General features: G+C 60.0%; 19 protein-coding genes. 10 read left to right on the top strand and 9 right to left on the bottom strand.

Going from position 1 to position 21,682, the window contains the following annotated elements:
• Positions 1 to 3: 3 nt before the first annotated feature.
• Positions 4 to 495 (bottom strand): 5-(carboxyamino)imidazole ribonucleotide mutase, encoded by a 492-nt coding sequence (gene purE, locus P406_RS24375; RefSeq protein ID WP_003340324.1) that lies wholly within the window; start codon positions 493 to 495, stop codon positions 4 to 6.
• A 382-nt stretch (positions 496 to 877) separates the two neighbouring features.
• Here purE and P406_RS24370 point away from each other — a divergent pair, with 382 nt between their 5' ends.
• Positions 878 to 1,495, top strand: coding sequence for a reprolysin-like metallopeptidase (locus tag P406_RS24370; protein ID WP_046237617.1), 618 nt, complete (start codon positions 878 to 880; stop codon positions 1,493 to 1,495).
• A 43-nt stretch (positions 1,496 to 1,538) separates the two neighbouring features.
• Here P406_RS24370 and P406_RS24365 read toward each other — a convergent pair whose 3' ends face one another.
• Positions 1,539 to 2,444 carry a LysR substrate-binding domain-containing protein gene (locus P406_RS24365; RefSeq protein ID WP_046237616.1) on the bottom strand — a complete coding sequence of 302 codons (906 nt, stop codon included), beginning with the start codon at positions 2,442 to 2,444 and terminating at the stop codon, positions 1,539 to 1,541.
• 314 nt (positions 2,445 to 2,758) lie between these two features.
• Here P406_RS24365 and aspA point away from each other — a divergent pair, with 314 nt between their 5' ends.
• The 3 genes from aspA to P406_RS24350 all read left to right on the top strand — a co-directional run bounded on the left by aspA (position 2,759) and on the right by P406_RS24350 (position 6,950).
• Positions 2,759 to 4,183, top strand: a complete 1,425-nt coding sequence (gene aspA, locus P406_RS24360) for an aspartate ammonia-lyase (RefSeq protein WP_046237615.1) — start codon at positions 2,759 to 2,761, stop codon at positions 4,181 to 4,183.
• 281 nt (positions 4,184 to 4,464) lie between these two features.
• Positions 4,465 to 5,916 (top strand): alanine/glycine:cation symporter family protein, encoded by a 1,452-nt coding sequence (locus tag P406_RS24355; protein WP_046237614.1) that lies wholly within the window; start codon positions 4,465 to 4,467, stop codon positions 5,914 to 5,916.
• Positions 5,917 to 5,945: 29 nt separating this feature from the next.
• Positions 5,946 to 6,950 carry an asparaginase gene (locus P406_RS24350; protein ID WP_046237613.1) on the top strand — a complete coding sequence of 335 codons (1,005 nt, stop codon included), beginning with the start codon at positions 5,946 to 5,948 and terminating at the stop codon, positions 6,948 to 6,950.
• 55 nt (positions 6,951 to 7,005) lie between these two features.
• Here P406_RS24350 and P406_RS24345 read toward each other — a convergent pair whose 3' ends face one another.
• The 3 genes from P406_RS24345 to pdxR form a co-directional block, all read right to left on the bottom strand.
• A complete protein-coding gene (locus P406_RS24345; protein ID WP_003316074.1) occupies positions 7,006 to 7,893 on the bottom strand; it encodes a bestrophin family protein in 888 nt (295 codons plus the stop codon).
• Between the two features lie 279 nt (positions 7,894 to 8,172).
• Complete coding sequence (locus P406_RS24340; protein WP_046237612.1) at positions 8,173 to 9,381, bottom strand: YeeE/YedE family protein; 1,209 nt, start codon at positions 9,379 to 9,381, stop codon at positions 8,173 to 8,175.
• A 54-nt stretch (positions 9,382 to 9,435) separates the two neighbouring features.
• The gene (gene pdxR / locus P406_RS24335) at positions 9,436 to 10,998 is read right to left on the bottom strand and encodes a MocR-like pyridoxine biosynthesis transcription factor PdxR (RefSeq protein ID WP_046237611.1); all 1,563 of its coding nucleotides are present in this window, start codon (positions 10,996 to 10,998) and stop codon (positions 9,436 to 9,438) included.
• Positions 10,999 to 11,087: 89 nt separating this feature from the next.
• Between pdxR and P406_RS24330 the strand changes: the two genes are divergently transcribed.
• Genes P406_RS24330 through P406_RS24320 form a run of 3 tightly spaced genes read left to right on the top strand, consistent with a single transcriptional unit; the run spans position 11,088 to position 12,853 of the window.
• Positions 11,088 to 11,726, top strand: a complete 639-nt coding sequence (locus tag P406_RS24330; protein WP_046237610.1) for an FMN-binding negative transcriptional regulator — start codon at positions 11,088 to 11,090, stop codon at positions 11,724 to 11,726.
• Positions 11,723 to 12,169 (top strand): GNAT family N-acetyltransferase, encoded by a 447-nt coding sequence (locus P406_RS24325; protein ID WP_046237609.1) that lies wholly within the window; start codon positions 11,723 to 11,725, stop codon positions 12,167 to 12,169. Before P406_RS24330 ends, P406_RS24325 begins: the two co-directional genes overlap by 4 nt.
• Before the next feature lie 15 nt (positions 12,170 to 12,184).
• A complete protein-coding gene (locus tag P406_RS24320; protein ID WP_046237608.1) occupies positions 12,185 to 12,853 on the top strand; it encodes a GNAT family N-acetyltransferase in 669 nt (222 codons plus the stop codon).
• 201 nt (positions 12,854 to 13,054) lie between these two features.
• Here P406_RS24320 and oadA read toward each other — a convergent pair whose 3' ends face one another.
• Both oadA and P406_RS24310 read right to left on the bottom strand, forming a co-directional pair.
• Entirely contained in the window at positions 13,055 to 14,863 is a 1,809-nt protein-coding gene (gene oadA / locus P406_RS24315; protein WP_003432826.1) for a sodium-extruding oxaloacetate decarboxylase subunit alpha, read from the bottom strand.
• An 11-nt stretch (positions 14,864 to 14,874) separates the two neighbouring features.
• A complete protein-coding gene (locus tag P406_RS24310) occupies positions 14,875 to 16,290 on the bottom strand; it encodes an acetyl-CoA carboxylase biotin carboxylase subunit (protein WP_003401293.1) in 1,416 nt (471 codons plus the stop codon).
• A gap of 160 nt (positions 16,291 to 16,450) precedes the next feature.
• Between P406_RS24310 and P406_RS24305 the strand changes: the two genes are divergently transcribed.
• Positions 16,451 to 17,401 carry a LysR family transcriptional regulator gene (locus tag P406_RS24305; protein WP_046237607.1) on the top strand — a complete coding sequence of 317 codons (951 nt, stop codon included), beginning with the start codon at positions 16,451 to 16,453 and terminating at the stop codon, positions 17,399 to 17,401.
• Here the strand turns inward: P406_RS24305 and P406_RS24300 are convergent.
• Positions 17,355 to 17,540 carry a PA3496 family putative envelope integrity protein gene (locus tag P406_RS24300; RefSeq protein ID WP_003316061.1) on the bottom strand — a complete coding sequence of 62 codons (186 nt, stop codon included), beginning with the start codon at positions 17,538 to 17,540 and terminating at the stop codon, positions 17,355 to 17,357. The two genes, P406_RS24305 and P406_RS24300, sit on opposite strands and share 47 nt — an antisense overlap.
• Positions 17,541 to 17,797: 257 nt before the next feature.
• Here P406_RS24300 and P406_RS24295 point away from each other — a divergent pair, with 257 nt between their 5' ends.
• Positions 17,798 to 18,112, top strand: coding sequence for a hypothetical protein (locus P406_RS24295; RefSeq protein ID WP_046237606.1), 315 nt, complete (start codon positions 17,798 to 17,800; stop codon positions 18,110 to 18,112).
• Positions 18,113 to 18,192: 80 nt separating this feature from the next.
• On the opposite strand, the gene hexR is transcribed toward P406_RS24295, so the two are convergent.
• Positions 18,193 to 19,059, bottom strand: a complete 867-nt coding sequence (gene hexR, locus P406_RS24290) for a transcriptional regulator HexR (RefSeq protein ID WP_046237605.1) — start codon at positions 19,057 to 19,059, stop codon at positions 18,193 to 18,195.
• 308 nt (positions 19,060 to 19,367) lie between these two features.
• Here hexR and uvrD point away from each other — a divergent pair, with 308 nt between their 5' ends.
• A complete protein-coding gene (gene uvrD / locus P406_RS24285) occupies positions 19,368 to 21,551 on the top strand; it encodes a DNA helicase II (RefSeq protein ID WP_003367943.1) in 2,184 nt (727 codons plus the stop codon).
• Positions 21,552 to 21,682: the final 131 nt, after the last annotated feature.

The following is a 21,682-nucleotide window of genomic DNA, read 5'->3' as shown; positions in this document are numbered from 1 at the left end:
ACCTCAGGCGTGGCGTGGGTCTGGATTGTCCAGGACGCTGTCTGTCTGTTCAGTGCGAAATTTCTTCAGCGCTGCGTGGAATTGCGGGTGCTTTGCGCCGAGGATGCTTGCTGAAAGCAGCGCTGCGTTGATTGCACCCGCCTTGCCGATGGCCAGGGTCGCGACCGGAATACCGGCCGGCATCTGCACGATCGACAACAGCGAATCGACACCCGAGAGCATTGAAGACTGCACCGGAACGCCCAGCACAGGCAGGTGGGTCTTGGCAGCGCACATGCCCGGCAAGTGAGCGGCACCGCCGGCACCGGCGATGATCACTTCAATGCCACGGCCTTCCGCTTCGTCGGCGTACTGGAACAGCAGATCCGGTGTGCGGTGAGCTGACACCACCTTGACTTCAAAAGGGATGCCGAGCTTTTCCAGCATATCGGCGGTGTGGCTAAGGGTGGACCAATCGGACTTGGAGCCCATGATCACGCCAACCAGTGCGCTCATCGTCGTGCCTCTCATCGGGCGCCCGCAGGCGCGTCTGAAAACAACAAGCCACGCGGGGGAACCGGCGTGGCTTGTTGTACGAATAATGACCGGTTTAACCGGCCAAAGGCCGCGCAGTATACCGCAAAGTTGCCTTTTTAAAGCACCCGCAATCACCTTCTGTCAGCGCGACACGCAGGACGCGGGTGTCAACAGCGCGGGCGGGTTTGAAGAGCGCCGGATAGCGGGCTCCGTTCATCGATGCCTCTTACATCAAACCAGCGCCTGCCCTACTGCCTTTATCGCAATCGTCGGCTATTACGGCTTATCAGTATTTGCTTAACTGGCGCTGCGACATTGAAGTCGCCCTATCCATCCATATCTCAAGGACGAGAACGTATCAATGAAAAACACACTTAAAATCTGGCTGTTACTGGCGGCCTTTTCTTATCTGCCGTTCGCCAGCGCAGGTGGCCCGAACCTGGGGTTATTCCTGATCATGCACGACCAACTCACAAGCTATGAGCGCGCCGAACTGGCGGAAAAGTACCTGAATCCCCTGCTTGCCCAACTGGAAGAAATCACTGGGCGCAGGACAACCGTCACCTTTATCAAGGACGAACCCGGCCTGACCGACTTCGCCTATCGCGGGGACGACCTGGACAAGCTGCTATACCGGTTGTCAAAAGAGAGCATCCAGTATGCAAACGCAAAAAACCTGCCGGCACCATCGGAGCGGCACAAATATGTGCTGGTGACGTCCAATAAACTCAACGGTTCGGTACACGGCGTTACAGCAACCAACTATCACGTCGCAATGGCGTCCCTTAAAGCTTACAACACGCTGCCACACGAAGTCGGCCACCTGTTTGGTGCTGAGCATGAGGCAGCAACCGGTTTTCCATGCCAGACGACGATGTGGGAAAAATCCCATTCGACGATTATCCCCTGCTATTACTTCAGCGACGCCAACAAGCAACTGATTCGCGACTACGTCGACAACATACCCGGCGTTGAGTGAATGATCGGCCGGGCATGAATCATCATGCCCGGCCATCTTATGCTCAGCCCGCTGCCGCAGGGCTTTCAAGCTTGCGCCACAACAGGCGCACGTTGGCCTTGCGTACCAGTGCGCAGCGGTAAAGGCGGATCTCCAGTGGCACATGCCACTGCGGTCCGCCACACACCACCAGTTCACCGCGCGCCAGTTCGGCGCGCACACTCAGTTGTGGCACCCAGGCAATCCCCAACCCTTCAAGCGCCATGCTTTTCAGGCTGTCGGCCATGGCCGTCTCGTAGACTGTGGTGAAGCGCAGATTACGTTGGCGCAGCAACAGGTTCACCGAACGCCCCAGAAAGGCCCCGGCGCTATAGGCAAGCAGCGGCACACTGCCCTCGCCTTCCATATCGAATAACGGCCGCCCCTCGGCATCGGCGGCACAGACCGGCAACATCTCGGTATGCCCCAAATGCAGCGAGGGAAAGATTTCGGCGTCCATCTGCAGCGCGGCATCGGGATCGTAGAACGCCAGCATCAGATCACAGCCACCTTCACGCAACGCATGCACCGCATCACCGACGTTGGTGGCCACCAGCCGGGTCGCAATGTTCAGCCCTTCGTTGCGCAACTGGGCGATCCAGCGCGGAAAGAAGCCCAGCGCCAGGGAGTGCGCCGCAGCCACCTGCATGACCTCGCCCTGCCCGCCTTCCAGATGATGCAGATGGCGCACGACTTCGCCCAATTGCTCGACCACCGTCCGGGCCGTGACCAGAAACAATTGTCCGGCAGCGGTCAGCTCGATGGGTGTCCGCGAGCGATTGACCAGCGTCAGCCCCAGCGCCGACTCCAGACTGCGAATACGCCGGCTGAATGCCGGCTGGGTCACGAAGCGACGCTCGGCGGCCTGAGAAAAGCTGCGAGTGGCCGCCAGGGCGCTGAAATCCTCCAGCCATTTGCTTTCCAGATTCATCAGGTCCTCCCGGACAATGGATGACGGCTTCGACAGGCCATTGCGCATGCCCAATGGCAACGATTTGCAGCGTCCCGATAGGACGCCCGTCGAAGCAGTGCGGATACATGCCCGGGCGGCGCAGCAGCAGCGATCGAAGAAAGGCACCGGTGCGACATTTTGCCCCCTTTACGCACTGAACGGAATCCAGGTCACGCCCTGATTATGCCGTTCTTGCATAGGCCAGCGTTTAACAGCATTGGTCAACCGAGGGCGGCAAGCCCACTATTCGTGGCGTTCCGGCATTGTCCGTGCCTTTTGAGACTTTTTTTATCATGTCCTCGTCTGCATCATCGCGCATCGAAAAAGACCTGCTTGGTGTTCTCGAAGTACCTGCCAACGCGTATTACGGCATCCAGACCCTGCGAGCGGTGAACAACTTTCACCTCTCCGGCGTGCCGCTTTCGCACTACCCGAAACTGGTAGTCGCGCTGGCCATGGTCAAGCAGGCGGCAGCGGATGCAAACCATCAGCTCGGACACCTCAATGACGCCAAGCATGCGGCGATCAGCGAGGCCTGCGCCCGCCTGATTCGCGGCGACTTCCATGATCAGTTCGTGGTCGACATGATCCAGGGCGGCGCTGGCACGTCGACCAACATGAATGCCAACGAAGTCATCGCCAACATCGCTCTGGAAACCATGGGTTTCGAGAAAGGCGAATACAAACACCTGCACCCCAACAACGATGTCAACATGGCGCAGTCGACCAACGACGCCTACCCCACCGCGATCCGCTTGGGTCTGCTGCTGGGTCACGACGCTCTGCTCGCCAGCCTTTCCAGCCTGATTCAGGCCTTCGCCGCCAAGGGCGAAGAATTCAACCATGTGCTGAAGATGGGCCGCACCCAGTTGCAGGACGCCGTTCCAATGACCCTGGGTCAGGAATTCCGCGCCTTCGCCACCACCCTGACGGAAGACCTCAACCGCCTGCGCAGCCTGGCGCCGGAGCTGTTGACCGAAGTGAACCTGGGCGGCACCGCCATCGGCACTGGCATCAACGCCGACCCTGGCTATCAGAAGCTGGCGGTCGATCGTCTGGCGCTCATCAGCGGCCAGCCTCTGGTGCCTGCAGCCGACTTGATCGAAGCGACCTCCGACATGGGCGCCTTCGTGCTGTTCTCGGGCATGCTCAAGCGTACTGCGGTCAAGCTGTCGAAAATCTGCAACGACCTGCGCCTGCTGTCCAGCGGCCCACGCACCGGCATCAACGAGATCAACCTGCCGGCACGCCAGCCAGGCAGCTCGATCATGCCCGGCAAGGTCAACCCGGTGATCCCGGAAGCGGTCAATCAGGTGGCTTTCGAAATCATCGGCAACGACCTGTCGCTGACCATGGCTGCCGAAGGCGGACAATTGCAGCTCAACGTAATGGAGCCGCTGATCGCCTACAAGATCTTCGACTCGATCCGTCTGCTGCAGCGCGCCATGGACATGCTGCGCGAGCACTGCATCGTCGGCATCACGGCCAACGAACAGCGCTGCCGCGAGCTGGTCGAGCATTCGATCGGTCTGGTCACCGCACTGAACCCTTACATCGGTTACGAGAACTCCACCCGTATCGCCCGCATCGCGCTGGAAACCGGCCGCGGCGTGCTGGAACTGGTGCGTGAGGAAGGTCTGCTCGACGACGCCATGCTCGACGACATCCTGCGCCCGGAAAACATGATCGCTCCGCGTCTGGCCCCCTTGAAGGCCTGACAGGAATGACCTGCGCAACCTGCTCACCAGATTGAGGGCCTAGACACCCCTCAATTTTTTGAGGGTCTGGGAGTGATTCTCCAGACCCTTTTTTTTGCCTGCAGCAAAGGGCTCCGACACTGGACCCAGAGCCTTCGGCACCCCACTTTTACGGAGCAACCCGTGGAAGTATTCATTCATCGTCGCGAATGAAGAATCAGCCGTACAAGAAAGCGACTACAGACGTAAAAACTTTGCACCGGTATAGTGCGCCCCCTCAAAAGTAGCGAGGAATAACAAAAATGCTGGAAATGATTAACGACTTTCTCTCCGGTAAGGTACTGATCGTACTTATCGTAGGCCTGGGTAGTTACTTCACGATCCGCTCGCGTTTCGTTCAGTTTCGACACTTTTTCCACATGTTCTCGGTTTTTCGCGACAGTCTGCGCAGCAGCGCCGGCCAGTTGAGTTCGTTTCAGGCCCTGATGCTCAGCCTTGCGGGCCGCGTCGGTGCCGGTAACATTGCAGGCGTCGGCATTGCCGTCACGCTCGGCGGTCCGGGTGCCGTGTTCTGGATGTGGGTCACCGCACTGGTCGGCATGGCCAGCAGCTTCATCGAGTGTTCACTCGCTCAGCTGTACAAACGCAAGGATTCCGAAGGCCAGTTCCGTGGCGGTCCGGCGTTCTATATTCAGTACGGCCTGGGCAAGCGCTGGCTGGGCATGGTCATGGCGGTATTGCTGCTGGTGACCTTCGGTTTTGCCTTCAACGGCCTGCAATCGCACGCGGTGACCGACTCGCTGAAAAGCGCGTTCAACGTCGACACCCGCACCACCGGCATCTGCCTGGTCGTGCTGCTGGGCCTGGCCTTCGTCGGCGGCATCAAGCGTATCGCGGCTATTTCCGACCTGCTGGTTCCGGTCAAGACCCTGATCTATATCGCGGTCACCATCTACGTCATCGCCCTGCAGATCGACCACGTTCCCGGCATGCTGATGACCATCGTCAAAAGCGCCTTCGGCCTTGATCCGGTATTCGGCGGCCTGATCGGCAGCGCGATCGTGATGGGCGTCAAGCGTGGCGTCTTCGCCAACGAAGCCGGTCTGGGTAGTGCGCCCAACGTGGCTGCCGTGGCACAGGTCGAGCACCCGGTGGCACAGGGCGTGGTTCAGGCATTCAGCGTGTTCCTCGATACCTTCGTAATCTGCACCTGCACCGCCTTGCTGATTCTTCTGTCCGGTATCTACGATATCGGCTACGACGGCAACGGTATCGTTCTGGCACAGAACTCGCTGGCAGCCGTGGTCGGTGACTGGGGCAGAGTCTTCATCAGCGTAGCGCTGGCACTGTTCGTCTTCACCTCGATTCTCTACAACTACTACCTGGGCGAAAACAGCCTGCGGTTCCTGTTTGGCGAGAAGATCCAGACCATCATCATCTACCGCATCGCGGTGCTGGTACTGATCATGTGGGGTGCAGTCGTCGACCTGAAGGATGTCCTGGCGTTCGCCGACATCACCATGACCATGCTGGCGTTCGTCAACCTGATCGCCCTCGCAATGCTGTTCAAAGTCGTCAAGCGCATTTTGAATGACTACGATGCGCAACGTCGGGCCGGGGTCAAGACGCCGGTGTTCGATTCCAGCCAGTTCCCTGATCTGGACCTGGACCGCAATGCATGGCCGGCCAATCCGACCCGTCAGTCGACACAGGATGCCGAAGCGGCAGCCAAGTCTGTACCCGAAGCACGATAATCACCGCGACACTACGCCGGAGAAGAGCCATGCCGCATGACGCACAACAACCCGCACAACGCGTGATGGTTCTTTACACCGGCGGCACCATCGGCATGCAGGCCAGCGCCAACGGCCTGGCACCGGCCTCCGGTTTCGAGGCGCGAATGGCCGGGCAACTGGCCGAGCATCCGGAACTGGTAGTGCCGCAGTGGCGCTTTCGCGAGATGTCGCCGCTGATCGACAGCGCCAACATGACCCCTTCCTACTGGTTGCGCCTGCGTGAGGCCGTGATCGAGGCGGTGGAAGTCGAAGGCTGCGATGCGGTGCTGGTCCTGCATGGCACCGACACCCTGGCGTACAGCGCAGCGGCGATGTGCTTCCAGTTGTTGGGGTTCAGCGCGCCGGTGCTGTTCACCGGGTCGATGCTGCCTGCCGGCGTGCAGGACAGCGATGCCTGGGAAAACGTCAACGGCGCACTGCTGGCGCTGGGTTCGGGTCTGGTGTCAGGCGTGCAGCTGTATTTTCACGGGCAACTGATGACACCCGTGCGCTGCGCGAAAATTCGCAGCTTCGGTCGTCAGCCGTTCGCACCGCTGCAACGCTCGCGTGGCGGCCATGCGGTGGTTTCGCTCCCTGACGCATTGAACTATCGCCAGACCAAGACACTTACAGAGGTGGCGGTATTGCCGCTGTTTCCCGGTGTCGGTGCTGCCCAGCTGGACGGTCTGATCAACAGTGGTATCCGCGGTCTGGTGCTCGAATGCTTCGGCAGCGGCACAGGCCCCAGTGACGATCCGCAATTTCTGGCCAGTCTGGAGAACGCGCGAGCGCTGGGTATCTGTGTGGTCGCGATTACCCAGTGCCATGAGGGCGGTGTCGAGCTGGATGTCTACGAAGCGGGCAGCCGTCTGCGCGGTGCAGGCGTGCTCTCCGGTGGTGGCATGACCCGTGAAGCAGCGCTGGGCAAACTGCATGCGCTGCTGGGCGCAGACCTGACGACCGAGGAGGTACGGCGCCTGGTCGAACTGGACCTGTGCGGCGAGCTGCGTTAAGCGGCTGCCTCTGCTTTACCCGAGGCGTCACGCAATCGCGCGACGCCTCACCCCTTCATGAAGCCTTGCATTCCTCCTGCGCGCCCCTGAGCATCGAATCCAGATTGCGCTCAATGTTTTCGCACAACGCCGTCATCTGAATCTCATGTTCACTGGCACGGAACGGGCTCTGCAGGTCGGTACCGATCTTCTCGATCGCCAACAGCATAAAACCCACCACCGTCGACGCCAGAGGCGTGAACCAGCCCAGGGTCTCCACCAGGCCAATCGGTACGATCAGGCAGAACAGCGTGATGAACAGGCGCGGAAAGGCCACGTACGGATAAGGCAACGGTGTATTGGCAATACGCTCCATGCCGCCCTGGCAATTGGAGATATCCACCATGGTCGACTCCAGCCGCGCCAGACGAATGCTGTCCAGCCGCCCAGCCTGATACTCCTTGGCCAATAGCGCAGCCGACGTATTGAGCAGGTCGTTGGGAAAGTTGTTGGTGTCGTGACGACGTTCGAATTCCTCGCGAGGAATCAGCATCTGAACTTCATCACCACACTTGGCGCCCTTCAGGTGCGCAGACAGGCACTTCACATACGCGACATGGCGACGCAACAGTGTGGCCTTGACCGGGTTGATCCCGTCGTCATCCTCGACCAGCGTCAGCACTTGCCGAGCGAAACTGCGTGAACTGTTGACCAGCGCGCCCCATAGCGTCCTGGCTTCCCACCAGCGGTTATAGGCACTTGAATTGCGGAAGCTGGTCAGCACCACCAGCGCCGAGCCCAGCAGGGTCAACGGCATGGACGGCAAGGTGATCTTGCGCTCCAGGTAGAGCATGAAGTCGACCGTGACAATCACGTCCCAGATCAACAGCCAGAAAAGCGACCATCCTACATAGCCGATGGTCTTGCCGAGAAAACGGATTTTCGAAATGATCGTTTGCTGCAAAAGAACCACCCCATCGAAAAATAAGCGAACCGCATACGCACAGTTACCGCATGGCTTTGAATACGAAACCGGCAGTTGGTTCGCAAGCGGCCCGCTTATCTCGGGGGATTAGACGTTTTCAGCAGCCATTAAGGACCCAGGGTGTGTAAAAACTACTGCGCTTGGCAATACTGCGTTAAAAACAGGCGAAAAATGCTCATTTAGAACACCTAGAGTCGATCGCGACCCCGGCCGTTTTTCGCCTGTTTTTGCCTTGTCTTGCCTTCGCTCGTGACGTTTTTACACACCCTGGGCCACCTGCGGACGCTCGCCGGTGAAGAAAATCGGCCGCAGGCGGACTCCGACGACGTTACCGGCGTAGGCCGCCACCAGCCACAGCCAGCCGTGCAGGCTGCCGGAAGCAATGCCGCTGAAGTACGCACCGATGTTGCAGCCGTAGGCCAGGCGCGAGCCGTAGCCCAGCAGCAAGCCGCCGATGACCGCCGCCACCAGCGAGCGCGTGGGGATATCGAGGCTGGGTGCAAAACGACCTGCCAGACCTGCCGCCAGCAAGGCACCGAGCATGATGCCGATGTCCATCACACTGGTGATGTCTTCCCACACCGGAGCCGCCAGCGCCTTGGCGTTCGCAGCGCTTTGCCAGAACACCCAACTGCCGACGTCCACGCCCAGCCCACTGGCCGCTTTCGCACCCCACAGCGCGAACGCCGAGGTGATGCCCCACGGACGACCGGCCAACGCCAGCGTTGCGTAATTGAGCAGTGCCAGCGCGACAGCGCCCCAGACCAGAACCCACGGCCCGCGCAGCACGCGACTCAGGCCGCGATTATCCGTGACTGGCGGCGCTTCAAGCTGGCCATGACGGCGCTTTTCGAGCTTGACGGTCACCAGCGCGATCAAGCCGAACAGCGCCAGATTGACCAGCAGCGCAGGCAGCACGCCGAAGGTCTTGACCACCGACACCGCCGGGAACGAAGGCAGGGCAAACCACCAGTCGACGTGATGGGTGGCAATCAGTGAGCCGAGGATGAAAAACAGCAGCGTCACCAGCATTCGCGCGTTGCCACCACCGGCAGTGAACAATGTACCGGACGCACAGCCGCCACCCAGCTGCATGCCAATGCCGAAAATGAACGCGCCGACGACGACCGAAATCCCGACCGGCGCAACCAGGCCAGTGACTGGCTGGCCGAACAGCGTGCCCGCACCGAGTGCCGGGAAAAACAGCACCACGGCGACCGCCAGCATGACCATTTGCGCGCGCAGGCCAGCACCGCGCCGCTCGCGGATGAACACCCGCCACGCCGAGGTGAAACCAAATGCCGCGTGATACAGCGTTACGCCCAACGCCGCGCCGACGATCCACAGCATTACCTGGCGGGTGCCGACACTGAGCAGAAGGAACTGGGCGCCCATCAGCAGCAGGAACAGCGCAGCCAGCGGCGCGCCGAACTTGCGTCCGGGTGTTGCAGTAAGAGAGTTGTTCATGGGTATCTCAAGGACAGGTAACAGAAAGCGCAGATTATACGCCTGCCAACGGGACTACTCGGACCAGACCTCGCGCAGCCTGTTCAATGCCTCGACCATCTCGTCCTCGGGCACTGCGGCAAACCCCAGCACCAGCCCGGCGCGGTTATCCACAGGCTCGGTGGAATCAGGCAGCCAGTAGTCACTCAGGGCATTCATTTCGACCCCGACGCCATTGGCCTTGGCAATCAGCGCCTGCTCACGCGCCACGCTGTCGACCTTGACCATGACATGCAGCCCGGCAACCACTCTGGGCATTGCCGCGCATCCCGGAATATCGGCCGGCCAGTTATCCAGCAGCACATTGCGACGACTGAGCGCCGCGCGGCGCATGCGACGTATGTGTCGCTGGAAATGACCCGACGCAATGAATTGCGCCATGACCGCCTGAACCCCTACTTCGGTATGACGCATGTCCACAGCCTTGCGCTGGCTGAACACCGGCACCAGTGGCTCTGGCAAAACCAGATACCCGAGGCGCAGCGCCGGAAAGGCGATTTTGCCGAACGTGCCGACGTAGAGCACACGCGCGTTGCGGTCGAGCGCAGCCAGGGGCGCCAAGGGTGAACCACTGTAGCGATACTCACCGTCGTAATCATCCTCGACAATCCAGCCCTGGTGTTTCTCAGCCCAGGCCAGCAATTCCAGGCGCCGCGCCAGGCTCATCACCACGCCGGTCGGGTATTGGTGTGAAGGCGTCACGTAGGCCAGCCTGCAGTCTGCCTGCTCAAGGTCGGCGCAACGCATGCCGTCGTTATCCACAGCCACGCCGTGCAATCGAGCACCTGCCAGGGCAAACGCATGACCGGCCGCCCGATACCCCGGATTCTCCACGGCGACGCCCTCGCCCGGGGCAAGAAGCAACTGTGCACAAAGGCTGATCGCGTGCTGTGCACCACTGGTGATCACAATTTGCTCAGCGCTGCAATGCAGCCCACGCGATGAGCGCAGGTAGACCGCAATCAGTTCACGTAACCGCGAGTCTCCCGCCGCCGACCCATAACCGAGCTGAGCAAGGTCCGGCTTGCGCCAAAAAGCGGCATACAGCTTGCCCCACAAGGCAAAGGGGAAAAGATCGAACGCCGGTACGCCTACCCGAAAGGCCCGCGGACGACCCGTCGGTGGTTCATGCAGATGATGTTTTTCCAGCAGCGCGAGCACCGGGCTGTGGATAACTTCACAGGAGGAATCTGACGGCATTTCAGCCGCGATTGTGGACAAACCTGTGTATAACCCTGTGGATACACCTGTGGGTAAGTTGGTGGATAGTTTTTTGCGACCGGTCCGCCGAGGCGCAGCGCCTGGTTCAGAGAGCTGCGCCACATACGTACCGTCGCCGACACGTCCCTCGATGAAACCCTCGGCATACAGCTGGTCGTAGGCCCGGATCACGCTGTTACGGGAGATGCCGAGTGAATGCGCCAAATCGCGACTGGCTGGCAGGCGCGTGCCACTGCTCAGACGCCCATCGAGGACCTGCTGGCGCAACAGGCCATAAAGCTGCTTGCTCAGGCCCTGATTCGGGTCCAGCACGATACCGGTGAGTGTGGACGGAAACGCGACACTGAGATCAGGCATGCATTGGCCCTGTTAAAACGATAAAAAATGGATCTTACATCAGACCAATGCCTTGCCTACGATCCTGTTATCAGCCAAGGACATTCCCCATGTACATCCCTGCCGCTTTCAAGGACAACGACACACCGAGCCTGCACCAGCAGATGGAGCAGACGCGCCTGGCGATTCTGGTCACGCACGGCGCAGAAGGATTGCAAGCCACCCACCTGCCACTGCTGTTACGCCGCGATGAAGGTTCGTATGGCACGCTTTACGGGCACTTGGCCAAAGCCAATCCACAGTGGCAGCAACTTAGCTCCGGCGCCGAGGCACTGGTGATTTTTCCTGGCGGCGATGCCTACGTGAGCCCCTCGTTCTATCCGAGCAAGAGGGAGCACGGCAAGGTCGTACCGACGTGGAATTATGTGGCCGTGCATGCTTATGGGCAGGCCGAGGTTTTTACCGATGCTGCACAATTGCATCAGTTGCTGGCTGACCTGACCCATCGCCATGAATCCGACCGGGCGCAACCCTGGTCCATTGACGATGCGCCGGCGGACTACATCGCAAAAATGCTCGGAGCGATTGTCGGCTTCGCCATTCCGGTGCAGCGGCTGCAGGGCAAACGTAAACTCAGTCAGAATCGCAGCGCTGCGGACATGGCCGGTGTGCGCGACGGCCTCGCCGCAAGCCAGGATGCAAATGACCAACACGTCGCTCGCTTGATGAGCGAAGGGAGCAGCTCATGACCGATGTGCGTATTCGCCCCGTTAATGTCGACGACCATCACGCGTGGCTGCCTCTGTGGCAGGCCTATCTGCGCTTCTACAACACCGAGCTGGCCGAAGGCGTCAGCGCCATCACCTGGCAACGCCTTGTGGACGCGAACGAACCGACTCACTCGGCGCTCGCCTGGCGGGGTGACGAGGCGGTGGGCATGGTGAATTTCATCTACCATCGCTCCAACTGGAGCATCACCAACGCCTGTTACCTGCAGGATCTGATCGTCGCCCCCGAAAAACGCGGGACAGGCATCGGCAGGCAACTGATCGAGTTTGTCTACGCCACGGCCAAGGCAGACGGTTGCGACAAGGTGCACTGGCTGACCCACGAAACCAACGCCACGGCCATTCAGTTGTACGAGCGAATCGCCGAACGGCCCGGCCTCATACAATTTCGTAAAGCACTCTGAAACAGGAAGTGACTGATGTCCGACACCCTGCTGGACTGGCAAGCCGCTGCAATGCCCACGGCCCATACACTGACAGGCCGTTTCATACGCCTGGAAAAACTCGATGCCGCGCGTCACGCCGATGACTTGTGGGCGGCACTCGAAGGCCCGAATGCGGACCCTAAGCTGTGGGATTATCTGCCCTACGGGCCGCTCAGCGACCGTAGCGCCTTCGATAGATGGCTGGCCGGGCATCAGGCGGCCACCGATCCGTGGTTTTACACCGTGGTCGATCAGCAGACCGATAAGGCCGAAGGGGTCATCAGCCTGATGTCGATCGTCGCTGCCCACGGGCGTATCGAGATAGGTCATGTGACCTTCAGCGCGGCCATGCAACGCACGCCCAAAGGCACCGAAGCCATTTACCTGCTGGCCAGAGAGATTTTCGCACTGGGCTATCGTCGCCTGGAGTGGAAGTGCAACGCCAACAACGCCCGCTCCAAACGCGCTGCCGAGCGATTCGGCTTCAGCTACGAAGGCACCTTCCGCCAGCACATGGTGGTCAAAGGCCAGAGCCGGGATACCGAGTGGTATTCGATGCTCGACAGCGAATGGCCTGAGCGGCAGAACGCCTTTGAGCGCTGGCTGGCTGTGGATAACTTCACTGACGGGCAACAGATCAAGGGGCTTGAGGCGTTTCGGTGAACAAATGGGCCGGGCGACGCCGGATCAGTATGACGCCCGAATAACCACCATCGTGCGACGCAGAGCGTCGAGAACGGCATTCCCACGCTGGAGCGTGCGGAACGATAGTCGTGACCACTGGCCGCGCCTGCACAGGATAAAAAAAGGGAAGCCACGAGTGCTTCCCTGAGGTAAACCTTTGGAGGATGCGCAGGTGTCAGCTCAACCTTCGATCTCGATCAGCACTTCGCCCGGATTGACGCGGTCGCCCTTGGCGACGTGGATGGCGACGACCTTGCCTGCGACCGACGCCTGAACCTCGGTCTCCATCTTCATCGCTTCAGTGATCAGCACTGCCTGACCGGCCTTGACCACATCGCCCTCCTTGACCAGCACATCGACGATGTTGCCGGGCATGGTCGTGCTGACGTCGCCCGGTGCGTGGGCTTGCTTGCGTTTGCTGGCCCCGCCGCCGACGAATTCGTTGAGCGGCTCGAACACCACCTCTTCCGGCATGCCGTCTATGGTCAGGTAGAAGTGGCGCTTGCCCTCAGCCTTGACGCCCACGCCGGTGATGTCGACCCGATAGGTTTCGCCGTGCACATCGATGACGAACTCGGTCGGTACGCCCTCACCGCCTGCCTTCGCCACGCTTCCGGCTTCGGGAATCGGCAGCAGCACTTCCGGCGCCAGCGTCCCGGCTGCACGTTCCTCCAGGAACTTGCGGCCAATGTCCGGGAACATGGCGAACGTCAGCACGTCCTCTTCGGACTTGGCCAGTGCGCCGATATCAGCCCTTAGCTTGGTCATCTCCGGCTTGAGCAGGTCGGCCGGACGAACATCGATAAGCTCTTCATTGCCGATCGCCTGACGGCGCAGTTTTTCATCCACCTGACCCGGCGCCTTGCCGTAGCCGCCTTGCAGGTAAAGCTTCACTTCATTGGTGATGGTTTTGTAACGCTCCCCGGCCAACACGTTGAAGAACGCCTGAGTACCGACGATCTGCGAGGTCGGGGTTACCAGCGGCGGATAGCCGAGGTCTTTGCGCACACGCGGAATTTCAGCCAGCACTTCGCTCATGCGGTTGAGTGCGCCCTGCTCTTTCAACTGATTGGCCAGGTTGGAAATCATCCCGCCCGGCACCTGGTTAACCTGTACCCGGGTGTCGACTGCAGTAAATTCGCTCTCGAACTGATGGTATTTCTTACGCACCGCGTAGAAGTACAGACCGATTTCCTGCAGCAGCTCCAGGTCCAGACCGGTGTCGAACTCGCTGCCCTTGAGCGCGGCCACCATCGATTCGGTGCCCGGATGGCTGGTGCCCCAGGCAAAGCTGGAGATCGCCGTGTCGATATGGTCAGCGCCGCTTTCGATCGCCTTGAGCTGACACATGGCGGCCAGGCCGGCCGTGTCATGCGAGTGGATGAACACCGGCAGCGACTGCTCGGCCTTCAGCGCCTTGACCAGCTCACCCGTGGCATAAGGCGTCAACAGGCCGGCCATGTCCTTGATCGCCACCGAGTCACAGCCCATGGCTTCCATCTGCCGGGCCTGCGCCACGAAGGCCTCGATGGTGTGCACCGGGCTGGTGGTGTAAGCGATGGTGCCCTGTGCGTGTTTGCCCGCCGCTTTCACCGCCTCGATGGCGACCCGCAGGTTACGCACGTCGTTCATGGCATCGAAAATACGGAACACATCAATACCGTTGACCGCCGCCTTGGCGACGAACGCCTTGACCACGTCATCGCTGTAATGCCGATAGCCCAGCAGGTTCTGGCCACGCAGAAGCATCTGCAACCGGGTATTGGGCAAGGCCGCACGCAGCTGGCGCAGACGTTCCCACGGGTCCTCCTTGAGAAAACGCACGCAGGCATCGAAGGTAGCGCCGCCCCAGACTTCCAGCGACCAGTAGCCGACCTGGTCGAGCTTGTCGCAGATCGGCAGCATGTCTTCGGTACGCATGCGCGTCGCCAGCAACGATTGGTGAGCGTCACGCAGGATGGTGTCGGTTACGAAAATCTTCTTGGACATTTCACTGTTCCTTACAGACCGGCGTGTGCGGCAATGGCGGCGGCGATGGCCAGGGCCAGCTCTTCGGGTTTGCGTTTGATCGAATAATTGGTCAGCTCGGGGTGGCTCTCGACAAAGCTGGTGTTGAACTCACCGCTGCGAAACTCCGGGTTGCGCAGGATTTCCTGGTAATAGGCAGCCGTGGTCTTGACCCCTTGCAGGCGCATGTCATCTAGCGCACGCAGGCCGCGGTCCATGGCCTCTTCCCAGGTCAACGCCCAGACAATCAGCTTCAGGCACATCGAGTCATAGAACGGCGGAATGGTGTAGCCGGTATAGATCGCCGTGTCGGTACGCACGCCAGGCCCGCCGGGCGCGTAATAACGGGTGATCTTGCCGAAGCTGGGCAGGAAGTTGTTCTTCGGGTCCTCGGCGTTGATCCGGAACTGCAGGGCAAAACCGCGATGGATGATGTCTTCCTGCTTGACCGACAACGGCAGACCGGAGGCGATACGGATCTGCTCACGAACGATATCGATGCCGGTGATTTCTTCGGTGATGGTGTGCTCGACCTGCACCCGGGTGTTCATTTCCATGAAGTACACCTCGCCCTCGGCGAGCAGAAACTCCACGGTGCCAGCGTTCTCGTAACCGACTGCCTTGGCCGCACGTACCGACAGATCGCCAATATAGGCGCGCTGCTCGGGCGTCAACTGCGGGCTGGGAGCGATTTCGATGAGCTTCTGGTTGCGTCGCTGAATCGAACAGTCGCGCTCGAACAGGTGCACCACGTTGCCGAAGCTGTCGCCCAGAATCTGCGCTTCAATGTGCTTGGGATTGACGATGCACTTCTCAAGAAAGACTTCTGCCGAGCCGAAGGCCTTGGTCGCTTCGGAGATCACGCGCGGGAAAGCCTGCTCGAGTTCTTCGCGGCTGTTGCAGCGACGGATACCCCGTCCCCCGCCCCCGGAGGTGGCCTTGAGCATCACCGGGTAACCGATACGCTCGCCCTCGGCCAGCGCCTCGTCGATATCTGCCACGTTGCCTTCGGTGCCGGGCGTGACCGGTACGCCGGCCTTGATCATGCTGCGCCGGGCCTCGGTCTTGTCCCCCATGCGGCGAATCACTTCTGCGGAGGGACCGATGAATTTGATCCCTCGTTCGGCACAGATATCGGCCAGTTCGGCATTCTCGGAAAGAAAGCCATAACCGGGATGCAGCGCATCGCAGCCGGTTTCCACTGCCAGATTCACCAATTTACGCGGGTTCAGGTAACCCGCCAGAGGTTCGGCACCAATGCTGTAGGCTTCGTCGGCACGTTTGACATGCAAGGCATGCCGGTCCGCTTCGGAAAAGATCGCCACCGAGCGAATGCCCATCTCTGCGCATGCACGCACGATGCGAACGGCAATCTCCCCGCGGTTGGCGATCAGAATTTTTGTTATCACTGGCGTTTCCCTCGACCCACACTTGTAACCGTGTATGTGACTGAATGTCGCAGGGCCACCCTATGCCCAATCGAGGATTAACAAAAATGAGTAAAAGTTGGGAGGTGCATAAGTAAAAGCTTATAGTTGGCGCTTCAGTCGGATCGCGGAGCCTTTATAAATGCGTAAGTCATTGATGCGTATGACATTGCGTCAACTGCGCATTTTCAATGAAGTGTGCGACCTGCGCTCATACAGCCGCGCGGCCGAAGAGATGTCGCTGACACAACCTGCTGTCAGCCTGCAGATTCGCCAGCTCGAAGAGCTGATCGGCCAGCCGCTGTTCGAATACGTCAGCAAAAAGCTCTACCTGACCGAAGCAGCGCAAGCACTGCAACAGGCCAGCCGGGATATTTTCGGGCGCCTGGAAAGCCTCGACATGCAGCTCTCCGACATGCAGGGCTCGCTGCAAGGCCAGCTGAAGCTGGCCGTCGAGTCGAGCTGCAAATACTTCATCCCTCACCTGTTCGCCGCCTTCAAGCGCCAGCACCCGGAAGTCAGCCTGAGCCTGATGGTGGTCAATCGCGCGCAAGTCATCAGACGCCTGGCGGATAACCGCGATGATCTAGTGGTGATGTCGGCAGTGCCACTGGACATGGGCCTGGAGTTCTTGCCGTTCCTGAATAACCCGATTGTCGCCGTAGCGCCGCCTGACCATCCGCTGAGCAGCCGCGCGACGCTGAACCTGCAAGATCTGGAGCCATGGCCATTGCTGACCCGGGAACCAGGATCGGGCACGCGTCGGGCCTGCGAGGAGTTTTTCAAGGAGAAGCGCGTGCATTTCACGCAGACGCTGGAAGTGTCCTCCAGCGAAGCACAACGTGAATGCGTGGTAGCCGGGCTGGGCCTGGCGATGCTGACCCGACACGCGGTCTGCCAGGAACTCGCCACAGGCGCCCTGGTTGAGCTGCCCGTGGCGGAGTTGCCACTGTATCGAAGCTGGTGCGTGGCTCAGGCCGGAGACAAACGCCTTTCACCTGTGGCACATGCGTTTCTTGCGTTCATCCGCACCGAACGTGCGCAGATCAGCCAGCTTGTCGAGCGTTTCGACGGTCGACCGCGGGCAACTTGATCGTCTGCCAGACGGCGTTATCCATGCCATCCATGTAGTCACACAACTCCTGATTGAGCTGACGTGCCTCGCTGTAGCTTTCAATTGCCCGACGAAACTCCATGCGACGCTGATCTTCCTGCTGACGGCGGGTTTTCACGGTGCTGGTAGGTAAATCATCGTAATGCCGAGCCATGTCCTGTCTCCCAATACGTTTTGTGGGAGCACCAGAATGGATCGGGGCAATGACAATCAGGCGGCGGACACATGACAGCTTGGTTAAATTTTGAAACGTGAAGGCCTGCCTGGACATGCGGGAAATATATATTTACCGCATCAACGTCGCCCCCTTCATGGAAACTGGCCCCGCAGGACGCAATTCATTCAATCAATGAAGTTATGGCAAGGAGCCAAACAATGACTATCGAAAGCAAAAACTGGCAGGCCCGCGACAGCCGCGTCAGCACTCTTCAAGTCTTCGGGACCGTAACCGTTCCTCAGACGAATTCGGTTCCAGTGCTCGTCAAAAGCGCCAGGCCAGCAGCCTTCAACCATCTGAGTCTGGATCTGATGGTCGAAACCCAGGGCATTGGCTTGCAGGTACTGACCGAGAAAGCAGTTGCTTATACCCAGCCAAGTGGCGCTGACATCACGGGTATCAGCATCTACTACAAGGACGAGTTGCTGGCGTCCATCGATACCGTAGAAGTTCCGATGTTCGCTGCTGAATGACGTAGCCTCTATGGACGCCTGCCAAGTGCCACAGGGTGTTTGGCGGGCGTTTTGACGTCGCCGTTCAAATACAAACGGTGTCAGTCTTCGTGGGTCTTGATCGACTTCGGCGACAGGCGCAAGCCGCGCAGGCTGCGTTTGACGCTCTTGAGGTGGTTGACCAGACCGGGGCCGCGCGCCATGGCGACGCCCATTGCCAGCACATCAATGACCACCAGGTGTGCGATACGGGAAGTCAGCGGCGTGTAGATTTCGGTGTCTTCGTGCACATCGATGGCCAGATTGACCGACGACAGCTCGGCCAGCGGTGTCTGGCTAGGGCACAGAGTGATCAGCGTCGCGCCGCTCTCGCGGACTAGATTGGCGGTGATCAGCAAATCCTTCGAACGCCCTGACTGCGAAATGCACACCGCGACATCCGTCGGCTTGAGCGTGACGGCCGACATTGCCTGCATGTGCGGATCGGAATACGCCGCAGCGGTCAGCAGCAAACGAAAGAACTTGTGCTGCGCATCGGCGGCTACTGCGCCGGACGCGCCAAACCCGTAGAACTCGACCCGATTGGCACCCGCCATGGCCGTAACTGCCAGTTGCAAAGAATGGGGGTCGAGGTTTTCGCGCACTTCCATGAGCGTGTGCAGCGTAGTGTCGAAAATCTTCAGGCTGTAGTCGGCGACCGAATCGTCTTCGTGGATCGCGAACTGCCCAAAACTTGCGCCCGCTGCAAGGCTCTGCGCCAGCTTGAGCTTGAGGTCCTGAAACCCGGTGCAGCCGATGGCGCGACAGAAACGCACGATGGTCGGCTCGCTGATACCGACGCTGTGCGCCAGGTCTGCCATGGAACTGTGCATCACGGCCGCAGGGTCGAGCAGCACATGGTCGGCTACCTTGAGCTCCGATTTGCGCAGCAAATTACGTGACTGGGCGATGTGTTGCAGCAGATTCAAGGGGCAGACTCGGCAAAAGAAGAGATGGGCTGGTTGTAGCTTTCTTGTAGTTATACTACATGACCCGCCAGCCGCCCAGTTAAACGAAGCTGGAACGTGCCGTGCGGGCGTTATCCGCGGCAATTGTGGGAATAATCCTACATTAGGCCCATTCGCCAGTCAGACCCTGCCTGTTCACCCATAAAGGTAGACGCAACGCATTCGCGCCCGACAACAGGCGACGACCGGTCGTCAGCGCCCCCGCTATTTTTATTGGCTGACGCAAAGCATGGTTTGCCCGTCATCGCGCGGCACCCTAGAATGCGCTGATGCGCGATGATCTCTCTCTTCTTCTGAATTCCCTCAACGATGCCCAACGTCAGGCCGTAGCCGCCTCTCTGGGTCGTCAGTTGGTCCTGGCTGGTGCTGGCTCCGGCAAAACCCGTGTGCTGGTGCATCGCATCGCATGGCTGATGCAGGTCGAGCAAGCCTCCCCGCACTCGGTCCTGTCGGTGACGTTCACCAACAAGGCTGCCGCCGAAATGCGCCACCGTATCGAGCAGCTGATGGGCATCAGCCCGGCTGGCATGTGGGTGGGCACCTTCCACGGCCTGGCCCATCGCCTGCTGCGTGCGCACTGGCAGGAAGCCGGGCTGGTACAGACCTTCCAGATTCTCGACAGCGATGACCAGCAGCGTCTGGTAAAGCGCGTGATGCGCGAGCTGGGTCTGGACGAACAACGCTGGCCTGCACGTCAGGCCCAGTGGTTCATCAATGGTCAGAAAGACGAAGGCCTGCGCCCGAAACATATTCAGGCCAGCGGCGACCTGTTCCTGACCACCATGAAAAGCGTCTACGAAGCCTACGAGATCGCCTGCCAGCGGGCCGGCGTCATCGACTTTTCCGAACTGCTGCTGCGCGCACTCGACCTGTGGCGCGATAACCCGGGCTTGCTGGCGCATTATCAGCGCCGCTTCCGTCACGTCCTGGTGGACGAGTTCCAGGACACCAACGCCGTGCAGTACGCCTGGCTGCGCCTGCTCGCCCAGGGGGGCGACAGCCTGATGGTGGTCGGCGACGACGATCAGTCCATTTACGGCTGGCGCGGCGCGAAGATCGAGAACATCCACCAGTATTCCTCGGACTTCCCGGACACCGAAGTCATCCGCCTGGAGCAGAACTACCGCTCCACGGCGAGCATCCTCAAGGCCGCCAACGGCTTGATCATCAATAACAGTGGTCGCCTGGGCAAGGAATTGTGGACCGACGTCGGCGATGGCGAGCTGATCAATCTGTACGCGGCGTTCAACGAGCACGATGAAGCGCGTTACGTGGTCGAGACCATCGAAAGCGCGCTGAAAACCGGTATTTCGCGCAACGACATCGCCATTCTGTACCGCTCCAACGCCCAGTCGCGGGTGCTTGAAGAAGCCCTGCTGCGTGAGCGTATTCCGTACCGCATTTACGGCGGACAGCGCTTCTTCGAACGTGCCGAAATCAAGAACGCCATGGCCTACATGCGCTTGCTGGAAGGCCGTGGCAACGATGCGGCACTGGAGCGGGTGATCAACGTTCCGGCGCGCGGCATCGGCGAAAAGACCGTCGAAGCGATTCGCGAACATGCGCGCCATGCCGATGTGTCCATGTGGGAAGCCATGCGCCTGCTGGTTGCCAACAAGGGCCTGACCGGACGCGCCGCCACGGCCCTGGGCGGTTTCATCGAACTGATCGAGAACCTCGCGGCCAAGGTCATGGAAATGCCGCTGCACCTGATGACCCAGACGGTGATCGAACAGTCCGGGCTGATTACCTATCACGAGCAGGAAAAAGGCGAGAAAGGTCAGGCGCGGGTAGAAAACCTTGAGGAACTGGTCAGCGCTGCCCGTGCTTTCGAGAATCACGAAAGCGAAGAAGACCTGACGCCACTGGCAGCGTTTTTGGGCCATGCCTCGCTGGAAGCGGGCGACACCCAGGCGCAGGAGCATGAAGACAGCATTCAGCTGATGACCCTGCACAGCGCCAAGGGGCTGGAATTCCCGCACGTGTTCCTGGTGGGCATGGAGGAAGGGCTGTTCCCGCACAAGATGAGCCTGGAAGAACCGGGCCGTCTTGAAGAGGAACGACGCCTGGCCTATGTCGGCATCACCCGGGCCATGAAACAGTTGGTGATGACCTACGCCGAAACGCGGCGTCTGTACGGCAGCGAAACCTACAATAAGGTCTCGCGTTTCGTACGCGAAATCCCGCCGGCGCTGATTCAGGAAGTCCGGCTGTCCAACAGCGTCAACCGTCCGTTCGGCGGCACGCCGAAATTCAACAGCAGCAGCCTGTTCAACGGCACCGGCATTCCGGAAACCGAGTTCACCATGGGCCAGCGCGTCCAGCATGCGGTATTCGGCGAAGGCGTGATCCTCAACTTCGAAGGCGCTGGCGCCCAGGCCCGGGTGCAGGTCAACTTCCCCGAGGGCAGCAAGTGGCTGATGATGGGCTACGCGAAGCTGGTGCCGTTGTAGGATTCCGGGTTTGGGAAACGGTGCTCATACCACCATAGTTCTTGCTCCCCCGCTCAGCGTCATACACAAGTACGACTGAGGCATGCCTCTAAAGCGCTTTTCAACCGCGCTGGCACAGACGACGCAGAGTG

This window comes from Pseudomonas syringae pv. coryli str. NCPPB 4273, assembly GCF_000972175.1.
Taxonomy (GTDB): Bacteria; Pseudomonadota; Gammaproteobacteria; order Pseudomonadales; family Pseudomonadaceae; genus Aquipseudomonas; species Aquipseudomonas syringae.
This window is presented reverse-complemented; position numbering and strand designations above follow the sequence as displayed.